The sequence below is a fragment of the Phenylobacterium sp. genome (genome assembly GCF_025351295.1).
Lineage (GTDB): Bacteria > Pseudomonadota > Alphaproteobacteria > Caulobacterales > Caulobacteraceae > Phenylobacterium.
Genome location: NZ_JANXWD010000082.1, coordinates 1 through 19,011, shown reverse-complemented (window position 1 = coordinate 19,011; position 19,011 = coordinate 1). Strand labels below are relative to the sequence as shown.

Annotated in this window: 26 protein-coding genes; 6 read left to right on the top strand and 20 right to left on the bottom strand. The window is 70.3% G+C overall.

From position 1 onward, the window contains the following. On the top strand, positions 1-119 hold a 119-nt coding region (locus Q0R13_RS11635), incomplete at its 5' end, for a transposase (protein WP_293904030.1). A gap of 18 nt (positions 120-137) precedes the next feature. Here Q0R13_RS11635 and Q0R13_RS11630 read toward each other — a convergent pair. The 8 genes from Q0R13_RS11630 to lgt form a co-directional block, all read right to left on the bottom strand. Next, positions 138-884 (bottom strand): tetratricopeptide repeat protein, encoded by a 747-nt coding sequence (locus Q0R13_RS11630; RefSeq protein WP_293904026.1) that lies wholly within the window; start codon positions 882-884, stop codon positions 138-140. A gap of 12 nt (positions 885-896) precedes the next feature. Beyond that, a complete protein-coding gene (pth, locus tag Q0R13_RS11625) occupies positions 897-1,514 on the bottom strand; it encodes an aminoacyl-tRNA hydrolase (protein ID WP_293904024.1) in 618 nt (205 codons plus the stop codon). A gap of 33 nt (positions 1,515-1,547) precedes the next feature. Further along, entirely contained in the window at positions 1,548-2,159 is a 612-nt protein-coding gene (locus Q0R13_RS11620) for a 50S ribosomal protein L25/general stress protein Ctc (RefSeq protein WP_293904022.1), read from the bottom strand. A 127-nt stretch (positions 2,160-2,286) separates the two neighbouring features. Beyond that, positions 2,287-3,342, bottom strand: a complete 1,056-nt coding sequence (locus Q0R13_RS11615; RefSeq protein ID WP_293904020.1) for a hypothetical protein — start codon at positions 3,340-3,342, stop codon at positions 2,287-2,289. A 127-nt stretch (positions 3,343-3,469) separates the two neighbouring features. Beyond that, positions 3,470-4,405, bottom strand: a complete 936-nt coding sequence (locus Q0R13_RS11610; protein ID WP_293904018.1) for a ribose-phosphate pyrophosphokinase — start codon at positions 4,403-4,405, stop codon at positions 3,470-3,472. A 67-nt stretch (positions 4,406-4,472) separates the two neighbouring features. Beyond that, positions 4,473-5,240 (bottom strand): peptidoglycan editing factor PgeF, encoded by a 768-nt coding sequence (pgeF, locus tag Q0R13_RS11605; RefSeq protein WP_293904016.1) that lies wholly within the window; start codon positions 5,238-5,240, stop codon positions 4,473-4,475. A 6-nt stretch (positions 5,241-5,246) separates the two neighbouring features. Next, the gene (locus Q0R13_RS11600; RefSeq protein ID WP_293904014.1) at positions 5,247-6,296 is read right to left on the bottom strand and encodes an SAM-dependent methyltransferase; all 1,050 of its coding nucleotides are present in this window, start codon (positions 6,294-6,296) and stop codon (positions 5,247-5,249) included. After that, on the bottom strand, positions 6,293-7,201 hold the full coding sequence (lgt, locus tag Q0R13_RS11595) for a prolipoprotein diacylglyceryl transferase (RefSeq protein ID WP_293904012.1): 909 nt from the start codon (positions 7,199-7,201) through the stop codon (positions 6,293-6,295). The genes Q0R13_RS11600 and lgt overlap by 4 nt, the downstream gene beginning before the upstream one ends. 115 nt (positions 7,202-7,316) lie before the next feature. On the opposite strand from lgt, the gene Q0R13_RS11590 reads away from it, so the two are divergent. The 3 genes from Q0R13_RS11590 (at position 7,317) to proC (ending at position 9,089) form a co-directional block, all read left to right on the top strand. Then, positions 7,317-7,565 (top strand): accessory factor UbiK family protein, encoded by a 249-nt coding sequence (locus tag Q0R13_RS11590; RefSeq protein ID WP_293904010.1) that lies wholly within the window; start codon positions 7,317-7,319, stop codon positions 7,563-7,565. A gap of 139 nt (positions 7,566-7,704) precedes the next feature. Next, positions 7,705-8,208, top strand: a complete 504-nt coding sequence (locus Q0R13_RS11585) for a YbjN domain-containing protein (protein ID WP_293904008.1) — start codon at positions 7,705-7,707, stop codon at positions 8,206-8,208. A gap of 86 nt (positions 8,209-8,294) precedes the next feature. Then, positions 8,295-9,089 (top strand): pyrroline-5-carboxylate reductase, encoded by a 795-nt coding sequence (gene proC / locus Q0R13_RS11580; protein ID WP_293904028.1) that lies wholly within the window; start codon positions 8,295-8,297, stop codon positions 9,087-9,089. Here proC and Q0R13_RS11575 read toward each other — a convergent pair. From Q0R13_RS11575 to Q0R13_RS11560, 4 genes are all read right to left on the bottom strand, one after another. Continuing rightward, entirely contained in the window at positions 9,086-9,508 is a 423-nt protein-coding gene (locus Q0R13_RS11575; protein WP_293904006.1) for a DUF2147 domain-containing protein, read from the bottom strand. The two genes, proC and Q0R13_RS11575, sit on opposite strands and share 4 nt — an antisense overlap. Before the next feature lie 66 nt (positions 9,509-9,574). Next, the gene (locus tag Q0R13_RS11570) at positions 9,575-10,939 is read right to left on the bottom strand and encodes a HAMP domain-containing sensor histidine kinase (RefSeq protein ID WP_293904004.1); all 1,365 of its coding nucleotides are present in this window, start codon (positions 10,937-10,939) and stop codon (positions 9,575-9,577) included. Positions 10,940-11,126: 187 nt separating this feature from the next. Beyond that, entirely contained in the window at positions 11,127-11,834 is a 708-nt protein-coding gene (locus Q0R13_RS11565) for a response regulator transcription factor (protein WP_293904002.1), read from the bottom strand. Further along, a complete protein-coding gene (locus tag Q0R13_RS11560; protein ID WP_293904000.1) occupies positions 11,831-12,316 on the bottom strand; it encodes a MarR family transcriptional regulator in 486 nt (161 codons plus the stop codon). Before Q0R13_RS11560 ends, Q0R13_RS11565 begins: the two co-directional genes overlap by 4 nt. Before the next feature lie 89 nt (positions 12,317-12,405). Between Q0R13_RS11560 and Q0R13_RS11555 the strand changes: the two genes are divergently transcribed. Then, positions 12,406-13,293, top strand: coding sequence for a branched-chain amino acid aminotransferase (locus Q0R13_RS11555; protein WP_293903998.1), 888 nt, complete (start codon positions 12,406-12,408; stop codon positions 13,291-13,293). Positions 13,294-13,442: 149 nt separating this feature from the next. On the opposite strand, the gene Q0R13_RS11550 is transcribed toward Q0R13_RS11555, so the two are convergent. The 7 genes from Q0R13_RS11550 to Q0R13_RS11520 all read right to left on the bottom strand — a co-directional run bounded on the left by Q0R13_RS11550 (position 13,443) and on the right by Q0R13_RS11520 (position 16,925). Further along, positions 13,443-13,829, bottom strand: a complete 387-nt coding sequence (locus Q0R13_RS11550; RefSeq protein WP_293903996.1) for a hypothetical protein — start codon at positions 13,827-13,829, stop codon at positions 13,443-13,445. Between the two features lie 108 nt (positions 13,830-13,937). Continuing rightward, positions 13,938-14,309, bottom strand: coding sequence for a dihydroneopterin aldolase (gene folB, locus Q0R13_RS11545; RefSeq protein ID WP_293903994.1), 372 nt, complete (start codon positions 14,307-14,309; stop codon positions 13,938-13,940). Further along, positions 14,306-14,848, bottom strand: coding sequence for a 6-carboxytetrahydropterin synthase (locus tag Q0R13_RS11540; protein ID WP_293903992.1), 543 nt, complete (start codon positions 14,846-14,848; stop codon positions 14,306-14,308). The genes folB and Q0R13_RS11540 overlap by 4 nt, the downstream gene beginning before the upstream one ends. 68 nt (positions 14,849-14,916) lie before the next feature. Further along, positions 14,917-15,672: an SDR family oxidoreductase gene (locus tag Q0R13_RS11535; RefSeq protein ID WP_293903990.1), complete on the bottom strand. Its 756-nt coding sequence runs from the start codon at positions 15,670-15,672 to the stop codon at positions 14,917-14,919. Beyond that, positions 15,669-16,049: a dihydroneopterin aldolase gene (locus Q0R13_RS11530; protein ID WP_293903988.1), complete on the bottom strand. Its 381-nt coding sequence runs from the start codon at positions 16,047-16,049 to the stop codon at positions 15,669-15,671. The genes Q0R13_RS11535 and Q0R13_RS11530 overlap by 4 nt, the downstream gene beginning before the upstream one ends. Before the next feature lie 27 nt (positions 16,050-16,076). Beyond that, complete coding sequence (locus Q0R13_RS11525; protein ID WP_293903986.1) at positions 16,077-16,670, bottom strand: SDR family NAD(P)-dependent oxidoreductase; 594 nt, start codon at positions 16,668-16,670, stop codon at positions 16,077-16,079. Positions 16,671-16,703: 33 nt separating this feature from the next. Next, on the bottom strand, positions 16,704-16,925 hold the full coding sequence (locus Q0R13_RS11520) for a hypothetical protein (RefSeq protein WP_293903984.1): 222 nt from the start codon (positions 16,923-16,925) through the stop codon (positions 16,704-16,706). Between the two features lie 69 nt (positions 16,926-16,994). On the opposite strand from Q0R13_RS11520, the gene Q0R13_RS11515 reads away from it, so the two are divergent. Further along, positions 16,995-18,437 carry an aldehyde dehydrogenase family protein gene (locus tag Q0R13_RS11515; protein ID WP_293903982.1) on the top strand — a complete coding sequence of 481 codons (1,443 nt, stop codon included), beginning with the start codon at positions 16,995-16,997 and terminating at the stop codon, positions 18,435-18,437. Positions 18,438-18,587: 150 nt separating this feature from the next. Here the strand turns inward: Q0R13_RS11515 and Q0R13_RS11510 are convergent. Then, the coding region (locus Q0R13_RS11510) for a molybdopterin cofactor-binding domain-containing protein (RefSeq protein ID WP_293903980.1) at positions 18,588-19,011 on the bottom strand (424 nt) is incomplete at its 5' end.

The following is a 19,011-nucleotide window of genomic DNA, read 5'->3' as shown; positions in this document are numbered from 1 at the left end:
TCGAGCGCTTCTTCAGCCGCATCAAGCAATGCCGCCGCATCGCCACACGCTACGACAAGCTCGCCCAGACCTTCATGGGCTTCGTCACCCTCGCCAGCATCATGCTCTGGCTCAAATGACTAAATCGTCCCTAAGACCTAGCCCTCCGCCAGCGCCTTGGCGGCCAGGTCGCGCCAGCGGCGGCCTTCCTTGGCGAACGGGCCACGCAGCTTGAGCAGCCGCTTGTCGATCTCCTCAAGCGCCTCCTGGGCCTCCGGACGGCGGCCGTGGCGGGCCATGAAGGCGGCGTAGCGGGCCAGCCCCTCGAAGCCCGGCATGCGCTCGGCGGCCCACTGATAGGCGGTGTCGGCCTCGGCGATCCGGCCCAGGGCCTCGTTGGCCCGGCCCAGCGCCACGGCGACCGGCGGCGTGCGCCCGTTGGCCGCGTCGCGGCCCAGCGTCTCCAGGACCTCCAGCGCGTCCTTGGGCCGGTTCAGTTCCAGCAGCGCGTTAGCCCGACCCAGGAGCAGGGCCGGGTCCTCGGCGTGGATGCCGTGCGCGGCGTCGAAGTAGAGGCGCTCGGCCTCGTCGTAGCGCCCCATGGCGATGGCGGCCTGCGCCAGGCGCGACTGGTTGCGCACGGTCGGCGTGTCGTCGCAGGCGGCCTTGGCCTCGCGGTACTCGCGGTGCGGGTCCAGGGTCTCGCGCGCCGCGGTCTTGATCCGCCGCGCGGTGGTCCCGCCGAACACGTCGGGCAGGACGTGGACGATCAGGTAGACGATCCCGCCCACCGGCTGGAACATCAGGATGATCCACAGCCAGTACATCTCGCGCCCGGTGCGCACGACGTGCACGGCCAGCAGCACCGCGAGCAGCAGGGACAGTCCCAGGAGGCCAAGGGGCACGGCAGTCTCCGACTATTCGCCGCGCGCCAGCTTGCGCGGATCCAGCTTCTCGGCGGGCGCGAGGCGCATCACCTCGGTCTGATATTTCTCGTCCTCGCCGGCCGCCAGCAAGGGGGCGGCGTCGGCGCAGGCGCTCAGCAGGGGTTCGATCCACTTCATCTCGGCCTTGTGGAAATCCGACAGCACGTGACCGTGGACCAGATCCTTGTCGCCCGGATGGCCGGTGCCGAGCCGGGCGCGGCGGAAATAGGGCCCCACGGCGGCGGTGATCGAGCGCACGCCGTTGTTGCCGGCCGCTCCGCCGCCGGCCTTCATCCTGAACCGGCCGGGGGCCAGGTCGATCTCGTCGTAGAAGACCACCAGGTCGGCCGGGTCGATCTTGAGGTACTTCAACGCCTCGCCCACCGCGCGGCCGCTCTCGTTGTAATAGCCCTGAGGCTTTAGGATCAGGGTGCGGACCGGGCCATCGGGCGTGTCGATGGCGCCCTCGGACACCGCGGCGTGAAAACGCGACCGCGCCGCGGGGAAGCCCCAGCGGCGCGCAATCGCATCCACGGCCATGAAGCCGATGTTGTGGCGGTTCTTCGCGTAGGTCGGCCCGGGATTGCCCAGGCCGGCGATGAGCAGCATGTCGCGCCCCCGATGAGCGGGGCGGGCGGGGCCTTAGGCCTCGCCGCCCTCGGCCGCGGCGTCGCCTTCGGCGGCTTCGGTCCCGGCCTTGGACATGCTGACCGAGGCCACCACGACGTCGCCGTCCATGGCGGCTTCCACCTTGGGCGGCAGCTTCAGGTCGGAGATGCGGACCGCGTCGCCGATGTCGAGGCCGGTCAGGTCGATCACGATCTCTTCCGGGATCGAGTCGGCGTGGCAGGCGACGGTGACCGTGTGCAGGATGATCCCCAGGGTGCCGCCGCGCTTCAGGCCCGGCGAGGCTTCCTGGTTGGCGAAGTGCACGGGCACCTCGATCTTGATCTGCTGGTCGGCGTTCACCCGGTAGAGGTCGAAGTGCCACGGCTCGTCCGTCACCGGATGCATGTCGATGGCCTTGGCGATCACCGGCTGGGTCTCGTCGCCATATTTCAGGGTCACCAGGTGGCCCAGCAGCTTGCCGGTGTGGAGCGCCTTGCGGAACTCGTTGGACTTCACGGCGATGGCCACGGGGTCCTTGGCGCCGCCATACAGCACGCCGGGCACCATGCCGGCGCGGCGGCTGTCGCGGGCGCCGCCGGTGCCGGTTTTCTCGCGGACTTCAACGTTCAGTACGATCTCGGCCATGGCCTTGCCTCAAAACGAAATCGCCGCGCGAGCGCGCGCGGCGTCAAAGGTCGTCCCCGTCAGGGTCGAAAGGTGCGCGTAGATACACAAAAGGCTCTCCCGGCGCAACGCCCTGGGCGCCGGACCGTCAGCTCTTGCGGTTGGCTTTCTTCTTGGCCGGCGGCTTGGGCGCCGGATAGCCCCTGGCGATCGACTTGGCGTCGGGCACGAAGTGCGCCTCGACGGGCTCCGTCAGGCCGGCGGCTTTGATCATGCAGCGGCCGGTGTCCATCATCGCGTGCTGGCCCAGGCAGAACACATCCTCGTAGTTCGGCCGCGCCACCGCCAGGCACTGGTAGAGGTTCAGCTTCGACATGTTCATGCAGCGGCCGACGTTGGGCTCGTTCATCAGGCCCAGCACCGTCTCGACATTGGCGTCGCCCGCTTCGCCCAGCGCGGCCAGGGCGGCAATGGCCAGGCCGCGGACCACGGTTGGCGTGTAGGGGGCGGCCGCGGCGGCGGGCGTCAGGTCCAGACCCCCCGCCCCCTGGGCGGCCTGCTGCAGCCGGGTGGTCTCCGCGACATCGCCCAGCATGGCCGCCGAGGACAGGGTCTTGGCGCCGGCCAGGCGGTCGTCGCGGTCGGCCACGTCGACCTTGGACCAGGGCTGGCGCTGGATGTCGTAGGCGGCCTGCTTGACCGCCTTGCCCTGGTCATAGAGCCGCTGGCCGTCGCCGCCGATCGCCGCGCTCACCAGGCCGGCGGCGCTGGCGGCGCCCGGCAGGCCCAGGGCGTAGGCGGGGTCCTTGAGGATCTCATAGGCCACCTGCTGGCGCTGGGTGCGGTCCTTGGCATAGGTCCGCACGCCGTCCACGAAGCTCTTGTCCTGCAGGGCCACGACGGCGGCATAGGCCATCGCCCCGCGCACCATCTGGGCGGGCTCATAGGCCGCGCCGGTCTGCAGCGAGCGGGCCACCCCCTGGCCGTCGGCGAAGTCGGCGGCGATCCCGGTGGTGCGGACCATGTAGTGGCGGTAGGCGCTGGCCATGCCGACCAGCTTCGGCGACAGCGACACGGTGGGCGCCGGCGCCGGCGGTGGTGGCGGCGGGGCGATCACCGGCGGCGGGGCGGCGCTGCAACTCGCCAGCAGGGCGGCGGCGAACAGCGCCGGAAGGGCGAGGCGGACCGGAAGGCGGAGCGGCATGAGGCGGCTTTCCCCACTGATGACGTGGTCGAATCGTTCGTCTGCCCCCGAAGCGACCCTGCCTTAGCCGGGTCCATGCGCCGCGGGCAAGCGTGACCGGGAGAACGGGCGTCGGGCCGGGCCCAGCCTAGTCGAAGAGTTTCGACACGCTCTCTTCGTTGGCGATGCGGCGGATCGCCTCGCCGATCAGCCGGTCGCAGCTGACATAGCGGATCTTGCCACCGTCCCCGGCGCGGTCCGGGGCGGAGATGGAATCGGTCATCACCAGCTCCTTGAGGATGGAGCTGTTCACCCGCTCGACCGCGGCCCCCGACAGCACGCCGTGGGTGACATAGGCCGAGACCTCCAGGGCGCCGTTGTCCACCAGAGCCTGGGCGGCGTTGGTCAGCGTGCCGCCGCCGTCGATCATGTCGTCGAACAGGATGCAGCGGCGACCCGAGACGTCGCCGATGATATTGGCCACCTCGCTCTTGCCGGGGCCGGTGCGGCGCTTGTCGACGATGGCGAGTTCGGCGTTGAGCCGGGTCGCGACGGCCAGGGCGCGGACCACCCCGCCGACGTCGGGCGAGACGATCATCAGCTCGTTGGTCTTGGCGTGTTTCTGCCGGATGTCGGCGGCCAGGATCGGCGCCGACAGCAGGTTGTCGGTGGGGATGTCGAAGAAGCCCTGAATCTGGCCCGAGTGCAGGTCCATGGTCAGCACCCGGTCGGCGCCCGAGCGGGTGATCAGATTGGCCACCAGCTTGGCCGAGATCGGGGTGCGGCCGCCGGTCTTGCGATCCTGCCGGGCGTAGCCGAAGTAGGGCATCACCGCCGTGATCCGCCGCGCCGACGCCCGCTTGAGCGCGTCGATGCAGATCAGCAGCTCCATCAGGTTGTCGTTGGCGGGGTAGCTGGTGGACTGGATCACGAAGACGTCCTCGCCGCGGACATTCTCGTCGATGGTCACCCAGACCTCGTTGTCCGCGAACCGCTTCACCTGGGCCCGGGTCAGCGGCAGATCGAGGTGGGAGGCGACGGCCTGGGCCAGCGTACGATTCGAGTTGCCGGCGAGCAGCTTCATCGGATCCCCCAGGGTTTTGATGCGCGGGCTTGTAGGCAGGGGCTTGGGCTGAGTCCACCCTTCGCGGCTAGACGAGCACGATCGCCGACAGCAGGCGGCCGTAGTCCGGTTCCGCCAGCTTGAAGGCGCGGCGGTTGGAGAAGAACAGGTCGGGCTCGGCGCGGGTGTCGCGGCCGATCCAGTCGCAGGCCCCGATCCCGGCGGCCTGGAGGCGGGCGAGGACGAACGCCGGCAGGTCGAAATGGCGCTTGTCCGGGCCGGCGCCGGCGGAGAAGAAGCGCTCGTAGGCGCGGTCGACGTCAGTGAAGCGTTGGAGGTATTCCAGGCCGACCTCATAGGAGGCCGGGCCGATGCAGGGGCCGACGGCGGCGACGATGCGGTCCCGGCGCGCGCCCAGCTTCTCCATGCGCTCGATGGCGGCCTCGGCCACGCCGGTCAGGGCGCCCTTCCAGCCGGCGTGGGCGGCGGCGACCACGCGCGCCTCGGGGTCGGCCAGCAGGATCGGGGCGCAGTCGGCGGCCAGCGCGCCGCAGACCACGCCCAGCGTGGCGCTGGCGACGCCGTCGGCCTGGGGAGGGTCGGCGGGCCACGCGCCGTCGGCGGCCAGCACGGTGGCGGAATGGATCTGGTAGGCGGTGACCAGGCTCGTCGCGCCCAGGTGGGCGGCGGCGCGCCGGCGGTTCTCCTGCACCGCCGCGGCGTCATCGCTGGAGCCGACGCCGACGTTCAGGCTGGCGTAGATCCCCTGCGAGACGCCGCCCTGGCGGGTGAAGAACGCGTGGCGAATGCCGGGCAGGTCCAGCAACGGCGAGGTCAGGACGGGGAGGTCGGCCATGGCGGCTCAGTCTTCCTCGAACGCCGGCGGTGTCCAGTCGGGGGAATGCAGGCAGCAGGCCTTGAACAGCTCGCCCATCTGGTCGCCGCCCACCAGGCGGTGCAGCTGGCGGCCGATCGAGGGCGCCTTGTCCGGCCGGGCGCGGACCAGGGCCTCGGCGCGCTCGCCGATGCCCAGCCGGGCCAGGAAGGCGGCCTGGGTGAGGATGGCGCTGGCCGCGCCCTCCCGCTCGGCGGCGGCCATCACCGCCGGGAAGTCGGCGTGCACGGTCAGGTCCGCCTCGCCGGGGCAGGCCAGGGGATCGACCTTCTGGTGGCGGCGCAGCGCCTGCAGGGTGTCGCCGAAGCCCGGCCGGTCGCGGCCGTAGTCGATCAGCAGCGCCGCGCCGCCGTCGCGGACCAGGCGCTCGCCCAGGGTCGACCCCAGGGCCGCCTGCATCGCGGAGTGCTCATGGACCGAACCCTCGCGGGCGTCGGGCAGCGGCAGGCCGGCCGGCACGAGGCCGAAACGCAGGCCCCCCTCGCCGTCCAGGCCGACGACCTGCTCGGCCCAGCCGGCGGAGGTGCGCACGAACTGGCGGGCGGGCAGGCAGTCCAGCAGCTCGTTGGCCACCAGGATCAACGGCGCTCCGTCAGGGACTTCGTCCAGGGATTGTGCCCATCTCACATTATCGCCCAGATTGCGGACCTGCTGTGCCGCCAGCGGCGCCGAGGTCTCCACCAGCCAGATGTCGGCGGCGTCTATGAAGCCGTCTGCCAGCCGCACGGCGCGCAGCAGGTCGGTCATCAGGGTCCCGTCGCCGGGTCCCATCTCCACCAGCCGGAAGGTCGCCGGCTCGCCCATCAGCCGCCAGGCCGACGCGGCCCAGACGCCGATCAGCTCGCCGAACATCTGGCTGACCATCGGGGCGGTGAGAAAGTCCCCGGCCGCGCCGATCGCCGGGCGGGTGGCGTAGTAGCCGTGCCGCGGGTCATGCAGGCAGGCGGTCATGTACTGGGCGACGGTGAGCGGCCCGGTCTGGGCGATCTGCGCCGCCAGTCTCTCAAGCAGGCTCACGCAGGCTCATCGGCGATGCGTTCCACGAGGGCCGGCGCGGCGTCCTGCGCGGGCAGCCGCGGCGGCATCGGTTCGCGCAGGCCGCGCCAGATCAGGAAGACCCCGCCCACCACCATCGGCACGGACAGGATCATCCCCATGGTCAGGCCGTAGGGGAAGTCGGGCATCCCCTCGTCGGGCTGGCGCAGGTTCTCGATGGCGATCCGGAACAGGCCGTAAAACAGCAGGAAGATGCCGACAATGACGCCGCGGCGGTTGCCCAGCTTCGCCCCATGGGTCGCCCAGCGCAGGATCAGGAACAGGACCAGGCCCTCGAAGGCCGCCTCATACAGCTGACTGGGATGGCGCGGCAGCGAGCCCGCGGGGCAGTAGCCGCCGTAGGTCTTCCGGATCTGGTCGTTGCAGAACACCATCGCCCACGGGACGTCGGTGACCCGGCCCCAGAGCTCGCCGTTGATGAAGTTGGCGATGCGGCCGAGGAAGTGGCCGATCGGATAGGCCGCCACCACCACGTCGGCCACCCGCAGCAGGTCCAGCTTGTTGCGCCAGGCGAAGACGATCATGGCGATCGAGACGCCGATCACCCCGCCGTGGAAGCTCATGCCGCCTTCCCAGACGCGAAAGATGCTCAAGGGGTCGGCCGCGATCTTCGACCACGGCGTGTAGAAGATCACGTGGCCCAGCCGGCCGCCGCCGATGATGCCCATGGCGATCCACAGGATCAGGTCGTCCATCTGCTCCGGCGTGAAGGGGGCGGGGCGGTGGGTCCAAAGCTTGCCGTTCTTCAGCAGGCCCGTGGCATAGCGCCACCCCAGCAGGATGCCCGCCACATAGGCCAGCGCGTACCAGCGGATCGCCAGCGGCCCGAGATGAACGAGAATCGGGTCGATTTCGGGAAAGGGCACTTGGCGCTCGACTCCAGCGTTGTGCAGGCGATGTAGACGAGAAGGCCTTCGCTTTCATCCCCTGGCGCGCCATATGTGGGGCTGAACGGGCCATTTCGGCCCCAGAAGACTGAGAATGCAGACCCAGAATCCCCTCCTCGACGAGATCGCTAAGCTGACCACCGCCGCCATGGGCATCGCTCAGGCCGCGGGCGAGGAAGCCAAGGCCGCCTTTCGCAGCCAGACCGACCGCCTGGTGGCGGAAATGGACCTGGTCCGGCGCGAGGATCACGACGCGCTCAAGGCCGAGGTCGCGGCCCTGCGCGCCGAGGTCGAAGCCCTGCGCGCGGCCAAACCCGCCCGCAAAAGCCCCAAGCCGTCGTGACCACAGCGCACGCCACGCGAAAGCGGCTCGCCCCTGACAAGAACTCGGTGACATCGGGATCGAGAATGGGTTTAGGGTCAGCTTTGCGGACGAATCGGGGGCGACGTTGCGCTCCCCGTCCGAGTCAAAAGGGGTCGTGATGGACACCTCGCAGACGGACGACAGCGTCGTCCTGACGAACGACCCGCTCGACGTGGTGGAGCATGTGCTCACCGCGGAGAACCTGCCCTTCGACCGCACGGATGACGGCGACCTGGCCTTCACCCTGGCGGGCGACTGGAAGGACTACGAACTCTGGTTCGCCTGGCGGCCCGAGGGCGACACCTTGCAGCTGTGCCTGTCGATGGACCTCGCGGTGCCCGAGGGCCAGCGCCAGACCGCCCAGGAACTGATCGCCACCATCAATCCCCGCGTCTGGCTGGGCCATTTCGAGCTGTGGGAAGAGGGTGAGATCATCTTCCGCCACGGCATGGCCCTGATGACCGGCGAACAGCCCAGCCTGGCCCAGGCCGCGGCGATGATCGATGTTGCTGTCGAGGCCGCCGACCGCTTCTTCCCGGCCTACGACTTCCTCCTGCGCGGCGCCAAGACCCCGCAGGAAGCCATCGCCGCCTGCATGTTCGAGACGGTCGGCGAGGCCTGATCACCTACCGCTCTTCGCCCCCGGATCGCGCTCGCGCGCGACCGTGGGATGACGCCGGGAAGGCGGGCGGTTAGTTTGGTCGCATGATCACGCCAATCCTGATGCTGGGCGCCGGGCGCATGGGCGGAGCCATGGTCGAGGGGTGGCTGGCTTCGGCCGCCTTCGCGGGCGCCGAGCTGATGATCCGCGACCCACAGCCGGGCCCGGCGGCCCTGGCGGCGGAGCAGGCCGGCGCGGTGCTCAATCCGCCGGACGCCGAGCTGGCGCGGGCGCGCACCGTGATCCTGGCGGTGAAGCCGCAGCTGTGGCGCGAGGCGGCGGCGGAGGCCGCGCCGTGGCTGCACGCCAGCGCGGTGATCGTCTCCATCGCCGCCGGGGTGAAGTCCCAGGACATCGGCAAAGCGTTCGGCGGCCGCTGTGTGGCCCGGGTCATGCCGACCACGGCGGCGGCGATCGGGCAGGGGACCGCCAGCCTCTATGCCGACGACCCCGCCGCCCTGGCCCGCGCGCATGCCCTGTTCGAGCCGCTGGGCGCGGTGGTTGACCTCGTCGACGAGACCCTGATGCATGCGGCGACGGCGGTGTCCGGGTCCGCGCCGGCCTATCTCTACGCGTTCATCGAGGCCTTGGAGGGGGCGGGCGTCGCGGCCGGCCTGGCGCCCCGGGACGCCCGGTGGTTGGCCCGCTCGACGCTGACCGGAGCCGCGGCGCTGCTGGCCCGCAGCGGCGAGGAGCCGTCCGAGCTGCGCCGGCAGGTCACCTCGCCCGGCGGCACCACCGAGGCGGCGCTGAACGTGCTCTTGAGCGACACCGGCCTGCCGCCGCTGCTGCGCGAGGCGGTCGCGGCGGCCGTTCGGCGGTCTAAGGAGCTGGGCGTCTAGCCGTGCTTCCAGGTCTGGGCCTGGCAGACGATCAGGATACAGCCTTCGACTTTCAGCGTGCCGTCCGGATTGATCCGCATCTTCGAGTCGTAGGTCTTGCCCTCGCCGGGATCGTAGATCCTGCCGCCGGTCCAGCGGCCCGCCCCGGCCGCCTTGAAGTCGCGGATCATCAGCAGGCCCATCAGCGGGCGGACCTGCAGCTTGGGGTCGGGATTGTGGGTGTCCCTGGCCCTGGCGTTAGCCGGGTCCCTGAACCAGCTGATCAGGCCGCACATCCGGTCGGGCCGCCCCGCGCAGGGGCCGATCCTGACCTTGGCCGAGCCGTCCTGGGTGAGCCATTCGCCCTCCACCAGATCGGCGGCGAAAGCCGGTGCGGCGGCGGCGAACAGCAGGCCGGCGGCGAGGACAAGGGCGCGCATTCAGATCTCCCCAGGGGTCAGTTCGGCAAAGCTTGGCCTTGGCGGTTGAGCCCTGGATGAACGTCGCTATCCCGGCAACCTCACCACGGCGCGCAGGCCGCCGAGCGGCGAGCGCTCCAGGGCGATGTCGCCGCCGTGGCCCCGGGCGACGTCGCGGGCGATGGCCAGGCCCAGGCCGACCCCCTTGGTATTCTGGTTGCGGCTCTCGTCCAGGCGGGCGAAGGCCTTGAAGGCGTCCTCGTAGTGCTCGGCCGGAATGCCGGGGCCGTCGTCGTCGACCACGATCTCCAGGCCGCCGCCCGGGGTGCGGAGCGCGGCGATCTCGACATGCTCGCCATGCGCGGCGGCGTTCATCACCAGGTTGGCGAGAGCGCGCTTCAGGGCGTTGGGGCGAACGATGGCGGTGAGGTCGGGGTCGACGGTCATCTTGACCTTTGCGCCGACCCGCCGCGCGCCTTCGCTCACCGTTTCGATCAGCGGCAGCACCCGGACCGGCTCGGCGCCCTCGCCGCCCTCGCCGCGGGCGAAGGCCAGGTACTCGTCGACCATGTGCTCCATCTCGGCCAGGTCGCGCTTCATGTCGGCAGTGCGGCTGTTGGGCTCGGCCAGGGCCAGGCTCAGCTTCAGGCGGGTCAGCGGCGTGCGCAGGTCGTGGCTGACCGAAGCCAGCAGGGCGGTGCGCTGTTCGATGTGGCGCTGGATGCGGCCCCGCATGTCCAGGAAGGCGGTGGCGGCCTGGCGCACCTCCTTGGCCCCGTGCGGCTTGAAGGCCGGGCTGTCGGCGCCGCGCCCGAACGCCTCCGCCGCGCTGGCCAGCCGTTCGATGGCGCGCACCTGGTTGCGGATGAACAAGAGCGCGATGGCGGTCAGCAGCACCGTCGCCACGGTCATCCACAGCACGAAGATATGGCCCTGGGTGGCGAAGGCCCGCTCGCGCGGCGCCAGCACCCGCAGCACCCCCCCGTTCACCGCCACCCGGACGTCGACGTAGGCGGGATAGCGGGTGGTATCGAACCAGAACGGGTCGTCCAGCCGCTCGGTCAGCGCCCGGTTCAGCGAGCGGTCGATGGGGGCGAAGAACGGCTCGAACAGCACCGGCGGGTCGCGGCGGGTCAGCGGCAGGCTGCGCCCCGGCTGCAGGGCCACCGACAGGCTCATGGACTCCTCGGCCCGCTGCGCGAGCCGGGCGAAGCTCTCGGGGCTGGGGTCCTCCTTGTAGCTCTCGACAGCCCAGGCGATGTCGCCGGCCAGCCCCTCGGACAGCCGCGCGGTCACTGTCTGCCAGTGGGCGTCAAAGAACACGTAGGTGACCGCGATCTGCATCAGGGCCACGGGCAGGATGATGATCAGCATCGACCGCCCGAACAGGGTGCCGGGCAGCCGCCGCTTCAGCCAGCGGATCAGGACCTTGAAGGACGAGGGGAGTTTCACTGCGCCGCTCCTCCCCCGTCGCGAAGACGCCGGGGGAGGTGGCACGGCGCGGAACGGCGAGACGGAGGGGGCGCAAGGCAGCTGGCCCGGAGCTTGAGGCTTCGCGCCCCCTTCGACGCTTCGCGCCACCTCCCCCGTCCTCTTCGGGACGGGGGAGGAGCGGCCGGTGTTGGAACAACGCGTCTCATCAATCCGGAGCCAGTCTGTAACCCACTCCGCGCACGGTCTGGAGGTAGCGCGGCGCCTTGGGGTCGTTCTCGATCTTACGCCGAAGCCGCGTCACCTGCACGTCCACCGCGCGGCCGGAGGGGTCGACCGAGCCGCGGGCCAGTTCCAGGCGGTCCACCGGCTCGTGCGGCGTGCGGGCCAGCTGGCGCAGCAGGGCCACCTCGGCCTCGGTCAAGCGCACCGCCTCACCGGCGCAAGTGAGCTCGCCGCGGTCGGGCTCGAAGGCGCAGCGACCCAGCGACAGGGCGCCGCCGGCCTGCGGTCGGTCGCTGGCGCGGCGCAGGATCGCCTCGATGCGCAGCAGCAGCTCCTCCGGCTCGAACGGCTTGCCCAGATAGTCGTCGGCCCCCAGCTTCAGCCCCTCGATCCGGTCGCCGGGCTCGCTGCGGGCGGTCAGCATCAGCACCGGTGTGCGGCCGGGAGTGCCGCGCTGCTCGCGCAGCCACTTGGTGAGCGAGAAGCCGTCCTCGCCCGGCATCATCACGTCGAACACCGCGAGGTCGAAGTCGAGCGTGGCCAGCAGCCGCCGCGCCGATGCGCCGCCCGCCGCCCCGGTCACCCGGAAACCCGCGCGGGTCAGATATTCCTTCAGCAGCTCCCGGATGCGGTCGTCGTCGTCGACCACCAGCAGATGGCGGGCCCGCGCCGGACCGTCCGAGAAGCTCATGGCCGTCCTCCGCCAGGGCTGCGGGTCCGACCGCCGGCCATGGCCGCCAGTATGGCGCGCGCGCCGGCCACCCCGTCCAGCCCGCCGGTGCGATAGGCGTGGGCGAGGTGGCTGCGCAGCCGCTCGCTGATCGCAGCCTCGAAGGCCTGGCCGCGTTCGGTGAGCGCGGCGCTGCGGCGCCGACCGTCCAGGTCGCCGGCCTGTTTCTCGACCAGGCCCTTGCCGGCCAGGTCCACCAGGATCCGGCTGGCCGCCTGCTTCGACAGGCTGGTGAGGTGGGCCAGCTCCTGCACGCCGATGCCCGGCCGGCGGCGCAGCAGGAAGGCGGCGCGCCAGTGCGATCGGCCGAGGCCCAGGCCCTCGGCGGCCAGCCCCTGGTCGACGGCGGACCACAGCGCGGCCTCGGCGAGCAGCATCAGCTCCAGCCCGGCGTCGAGCTCATCCTCGCGCAGGATCAGCCGCGGATCGGGGACGCCACTCATGCCGCGGTGGCTCGCGCGCGGCCCAATTCGTTTGACGCGCGGCGGTCTGGGCGGTTCAAGGGACGCTTCCGAAAGGAGGTTTCACCCTCATGGCTCTGGTTCCCTTCGACGACCGCGATGGATGGATCTGGCTGGACGGCCAGTTCGTGCCCTGGCGCGAGGCGACGGTGCACGTACTCACCCACGGCCTGCATTACGCGTCGGCCGTGTTCGAGGGAGAGCGGATGTATGGGGGCGAGATCTTCGAGCTGACGGCGCATACGGAGCGTCTGTTCAAGTCCGCGGAGATCCTGGACTTCGAAATCCCATTCACGGTGGCCCAGATCGACCAGGCCTGCAAGGACACCTGCGCCAGGAACGGCCTGACCGACGCCTACATCCGCCCGATCGCCTGGCGCGGCTCGGAGATGATCGGGGTCTCGGCCCAGAACACCAAGATCCACGTGGCGATCGCCGTGTGGGACTGGCCCAGCTATTTCTCGCCCGAGGAGAAGGCCAAGGGCCTGCGGATGTGCTGGGCCAAGTACAAGCGTCCGTCGCCCGAGACCGAGCCGGTCCACGCCAAGGCCACCGGCCTCTACATGATCTGCACCATCTCCAAGCACGCCGCGGAGAAGGACGGTTTCAACGACGCCATGATGCTCGACTACCGCGGCTATGTGGCGGAGAGCACCGGGTCGAACGTGTTCTTCGTCCGCGACGGGGTGATCCACACGCCGGATCCGGACTGCTTCCTGAACGGCATCACCCGGCAGACGGTGATCCGGCTGGCCCGCGAAAAGGGCTTCGAGGTGGTGGAGCGCCACATCAAGCCGGAGGAGCTTTCGGGCTTTTCGGAGTGCTTCGTGGTGGGCTCCGCGGCCGAAGTCACCCCGGTGGCCCAGATCGGCGAGTACAGCTTCCGGCCGGGGAACATCTCGCTGAGCCTGATGGACGACTACGCCAAGCTGGTGCGCCGGCAACTGGTGGCGGCGTAAGCGCCCTTTCCCTCCCCTTCATGGGGAGGGAAAGCTCGCGAAGCGAGCCGGGTGGGGAAGTCGCGACCGGGCTCAGCGCCTGGATCTTATTTCCCCAACCCGCTCGCCTGCGGCGAGTCGGCCCTCGCCATAAGGGGGAGGGAACGCGATCACGCCAGCAGCGCGTAGGGTCGCGGGTGGGGTTCGTCGCGGCTCAGGTACACCAGGCCCAGGATGCAGCGGATGCCGAACCAGATGCTGGCGACGCCCAGGATGAGGCCGCCGAAGGCCATGATCGGGAAGCCGATCAGGATGAAGGTCAGCACCGCGCCGATGCCGCAGACGATGCCGCCGGCCACCATCAGCGCCAGCCCGATCCAGAAGGTGCGGATCAGGAAGGTATAGTGGCTGTGCATCACGGGTCCAGCCGTCGACTGCTGCGACATGGCGATGATCAGGCCGATGATCGCCGTGAGCCCGTTGGTGAAGGCCAGCAGGTAGAGGGCGTAGCAGACGACCGCCATGGTCTTGTCCTCGACGCGATCCTCGTAGGTCATCGGGTGATCCTCCATCCCTGCCCATCATCGGGCGATCACAATCGGTAAAATGGGACAGCTGAAGGCTGGGCGGAAGCGGTAACATCGTTACATCGCGTTCACCTGGGCTCAGTCGCGGCTGAGGACGATCTCGACGCCGGCGCCGACCGCGTCGGGCGCCAGGGCCAGGGGCTTCTCAACTCGGACGCGGGCCCGGCTGACCCGCGGGTCGGCGAGGCAGCGCCTGGCCAGGCGGTGGGCGAAGGTTTCCACCAGGTGCATATGACCCTCCGCGGCCACGGCCTGGGCGGCGGCCAGGATGGTCTCGTAGTTGAGGGTATCGGCCAGCCGGTCGGAGCCGTCGGTGGCGACGTCCACCTCCACATCGACGATCAAGGGCTGCACTCTGCCGATTTCATGGCGGTAGACGCCGATCTCGGCCTGCACCTTGACGCCGGTGACGAACACCCTGGAGGTGACGGTGCGGGTCGGCGCGCTCATGGACGGGCCCAGGCGGCGGCGGGCAGCAGGTCGTTCAGACTGGCGTCCGGGCGGGTCGCCCAGTCGCCTGGGGTCCAGTCGCCGAGCGTGGCCATGTCTTCGGCGCTCACCGTCACGGCGTTGGTGGGCGTCTCCTGCACGGAGAGCTCCTCGACGACGAAGCGGGCCTCGACGGCCAGCAGGGCCGAGAGCTTGCGGAAGAAGGCGATCGCCAGGGCCTCGGTGGTGGGATCGCCGCGGAACACCATGATCCGGGTCAGCTGGTTGGGCTCGTTGGCCTGGAAGTAGCCCAGCAGCGGGTCCTCGGCGTTCAGCTGCAGGGCGTGGTCCACCCAGGCGTCGATCCAGGCGTGCCAGGCGCCCTTGGCCTGGGCGAACGAGGCGGTCATGTTCGCCCCGCCCAGGTCCAGGGGGCCGGTGGGACGCAGCCGGATGGTCACCACCTCGTCGTGGCCGTGCGGCGTCAGGCACTTGGACGACGGGTCTTGCAGGAGACGGTGCGCCATCGAGTACCGGCGCGAGAAGTTCAGCCGGACCATGGGGAAGGCGGGTCTCCTTAGCGGGCGCCCCAATAGCGCCCCGCCGCGGGTTCCGAAAGGGATTCCGTTCAGACGCTCTCGTCGTAAGCCACGTCGCGCGGCCGGCCGAGCAGGCTCTCGCCGCCGTCTAGGGTGAGGATCTGGCCGGTGAAGGCATCGCTCTCCAGCACGAACCGCAGCGCGCGGCGCAGCGCCTCGACGCTGCTCGAGACGCCCAGCGGCGTAGCGGCGACGGCGCGGCGGTAGTCCTCGTCGCTCTGCGGCCCACTGGGCAGGGTGATGCCCGGCGAGATGCCGCAGACCCGGATGTGCGGCGCCAGCGCCAGGGCCAGGGCGGGGATCATCTGGGCCAGCCCCACCTTGCCGGCGGTGTAGGAGAAGTGGTCGGGGTTCGGCCGGCCGACCTTCTGGTCGAGAATGTTCACCACCACCCCGGAGGCGTCGGCCGGCAGCTGGCGCGCCAGCGCCTGGATCAGGAACATCGGCGCGGTCAGGTTGGCGGCGATGGCATCGGCCCAGGTCGCCGGGGTCATGGTCTGGACGGTGTCGTGGGCGAAGTGGGAGGCGTTGTTCACCAGGGTGTCGACCGGCCCCAGCGCGCGGGCGGCGGCGTCCATCAGCGCGCCGCAGGCCTGCGGCGTAGAGAGGTCGGCCTGCAGCGCCACGGCGCGTCCGCCCGCGGCCACGATGGCGGCCGCCAGGGCCTTGGCGGCCTCCGCATCGCTGCGATGGTGGATGGCGACGGCATAGCCCATGGCCGCCAGTTCCAGCGCCAGGCCCGCGCCGACACGGCGCGCAGCCCCGGTGATCAGGGCGGTCTTCAAGCGCGCCTCTTGCGGAACCACTCGACGCCCGCGCCGGCGGTCTCGTTGAAGATGTCGGGCTTGAAGATCTTCAGCCGGCAGGCCTCGACGCGGGGGTCCTCGAAGGCGAAGTCGGCCAGTTCGCTGAGCAGGCTTTCCAGCAGATCCACATGCGGCCGGGCGGGCCAGCTCATCAGCCGGTCGCGGATGCGGTCGTAGTCCAGGTAGCCGGCATTGGTCGCCGGGTCGAAGGCGGTGGTGGTGTAGAGTCGCACGCTGACCTTGAGCCGGTTCGGCCGCTCGGGGTGGCGCTCCCAGGGATGCAGGCCGCACCGGACCAGCAGTTCGACGTCCTCGAGGATCGAGGTCTGGCTCTCCGGTTCGTCTCGCCAGTCCATGGTCGCCTCGGTCTCCTGGTCGCGACTTTAGGCGTGGCCGCCCGAGCCCGGCAAGGCGGCCGCCAGCAGCGCGCCGAACGCCCGGGCCGCCGGGGCGGCGCCCTCGGCGGCGGAGAGGGTGCGGACGGTCAGGCGGGGTCCGACCCTGTCCGCCAGCAGCGCTCCTGCCCGCTCCAGGGCCGCTTGGCTGAGCGCATGGCTGAAGCCCTCGCCTGGATGAGCGTCCACGACATTGACGATCAGGCCGTCGCGGTCGGCGGGCAGCCGGCGCGCGAAGGCCTGGGCCAGGACCAGGGGCGCGCGCAGGTTGGTCTCCATGTGCAGGTCCCAGGTGGCGCGGTTCATGTCGCCGAACCGGTCGGGCTCGAAGGCGGCGGCGGCGTTGACCAGCAGGGTGATGGCGCCCAGCTCCGCCTCGGCTTCGCCGACCAGGGCGACCACGGCGGATTCCTTGCGCAGGTCGCAGGGGAGGATGACGGCCTTGCGTCCGCGGCCCCGCACCTCGCCGGCGGCGGCCTCGGCGTCATCGCCCTCGCTGCGCACATGGATGGCGACATCGAAGCCGGCGTCCGCCGCCGCGCGGGCCAGGGCCCGGCCAACCCGCCCGGCTGCGCCGGTCACCAGCGCAGCTCCGCGGCCGGCCATGGCGGTCGATCAGTCGAGACGGCCGAATTCGTACAGATTCAGCGCGCCCATCACGACGATGAAGACGACGATCATCAGGATGGCGAGCATGGGAACTCCAAGGCTTGACGCCTGCGGCTTTAGACGCGCCCATGCGGCCGGGCAAGTCGATGTCGCGCATCCGTTGCGCTTTGTCGGCAAGTTCCCCAGTTCTGACGCGGCGTCGGGGCTTTCCTCCTGATCGCCGATCACTAAAATGGTTGTTTGAACGGCGGGGCGAGACGGCCCCCACGGCAACGAAAAACGCCCCAGGAGGACGTCATGCGCGAATATCTCAAATTCTATATCGACGGTGCGTGGGTCGATCCCGCGGAGGGCCTCAAGACCCTCGACGTCGAGAACCCTGCCACCGAGCAGGTGGCCGGCAAGATCGCCATGGGCTCGGCGGCCGACGTCGACAAGGCGGTCAAGGCCGCCCGCAAGGCCTTCGGCGACTGGTCGCAGACCAGCCGCGAAGAGCGCCTGGAAGTGCTGGGCCGCATCCTGGCCGAGTACCAGAAGCGCTTCGGCGACCTGGCCACGGCGGTGACCGAGGAAATGGGCGCCCCGGCCTCGCTGGCCCAGCGCGCCCAGGTGCCCATCGGCATGGGCCACCTGGCCACCGCCGTCGAGATCCTGAAGACCTTCAAGTTCGAGGAAGACCGCGGCCCGACGATGATCGTCAAGGAGCCGATCGGCGTCTGCGCCTTCATCACCCCCTGGAACTGGCCGCTCAACCAGATCGTCTGCAAGGTGGCCCCGGCCATCGCCACCGGCTGCACCATGGTGCTGAAGCCGTCGGAAGTGGCGCCGTTCACCGGCCAGATCTTCGCCGAGATCATGCATGCGGCGGGCGTGCCGGCCGGCGTGTTCAACATGATCCAGGGCGACGGTCCGACCGTCGGCTCGGCGATGTCGAGCCATCCGGACGTGGACATGGTCTCCTTCACGGGATCCACCCGCGCCGGGATCGAGGTGGCCAAGGCCGCCGCGCCCACCGTCAAGCGCGTGGCCCAGGAACTGGGCGGCAAGAGCCCGAACATCGTCCTGGACGACAGTGCCTTCGCCAAGGGCGTCGGCCGCGGCGTGGCGACCATGATGACCAACTCCGGCCAATCCTGTAACGCGCCCACCCGGATGCTGGTGCCGAGGACGCGGATGGACGAGGCGATCACCGTCGCCCGCGAAGCCGCCGCCCAGGTCACGGTCGGCGACCCGAACGGCAACAGCCAGCTGGGCCCGGTGGTCTCCAGGGTGCAGTTCGACAAGATCCAGAAGCTGATCCAGGCCGGCATCGACGAAGGCGCCACCCTGGTGATCGGCGGCGTGGGTCGACCCGAAGGCCTCGACAAGGGCTACTTCGTGAAGCCCACGGTGTTCGCCAATGTGACCAACGAGATGACCATCGCCAAGGAAGAGATCTTCGGCCCGGTGCTGTCGATCCTGGGCTACGACACCGTCGAGCAGGCCATCGCCATCGGCAACGACACCGAGTACGGCCTGGCCGCCTATGTCCAGGCGGCCGACCTCGACGCGGCCCGCAAGGTGGCCTCGAAGCTGCGCGCCGGCCAGGTGTCGATCAACGGCGGTGGCGGCGACATGACCGCCCCGTTCGGCGGCTACAAGATGAGCGGCAACGGGCGCGAGTGGGGCGACTACGCCTTCCACGAGTTCCTCGAAACCAAGGCCGTCCTCGGCTACGCGCCGAAGGTCGCGGCGGAGTAGGTCCTTTCCCTCCCCGTCATGGGTAGGGTGGATCGCGCCGCAGGCGCGAGACGGGTGGGGATCTCACGACCGAGCGCTGAGCTTGGCCTGATTTCCCCACCCGGCTTGCCTGCGGTGAGCTGTCCCTCCCCATGAAGGGGAGGGAAAAGATCACGCCTTTATCGCCGCCTTCACCGCCGCAGGGCGGATCGGGAGGTCGCGGACGCGGGCGCCGCAGGCGCGGAAGATGGCGTTGCCGATGGCGGGGCCGACGACGGTTGTCGCCGGTTCGCCCAGGCCCACCGGCGGCTCGGTCGAGGGCATGAACTCGATGTCGAGGTCCGGCACGTCGCTCATCCGCAGCGGGGTATAGGTGTCGAGGTTGCGGTCCTTGACCTGGCCGTTCTCGAAGGTCGTGCCCTCGAACAGGGCCAGGCTCAGGCCCCAAAGCGAGGCGCCCTGCATCTGGGCCAGGGCGCCGTCCGGGCTCACGACGGTGCCGGCGTCGGCCACCAGGGTCAGCTTCTCCACCTTCGCCACGCCGGTGGCCGGGTCGACCCGCACGCGGGCGGCGCAGGCGACCCAGGTGGGCATG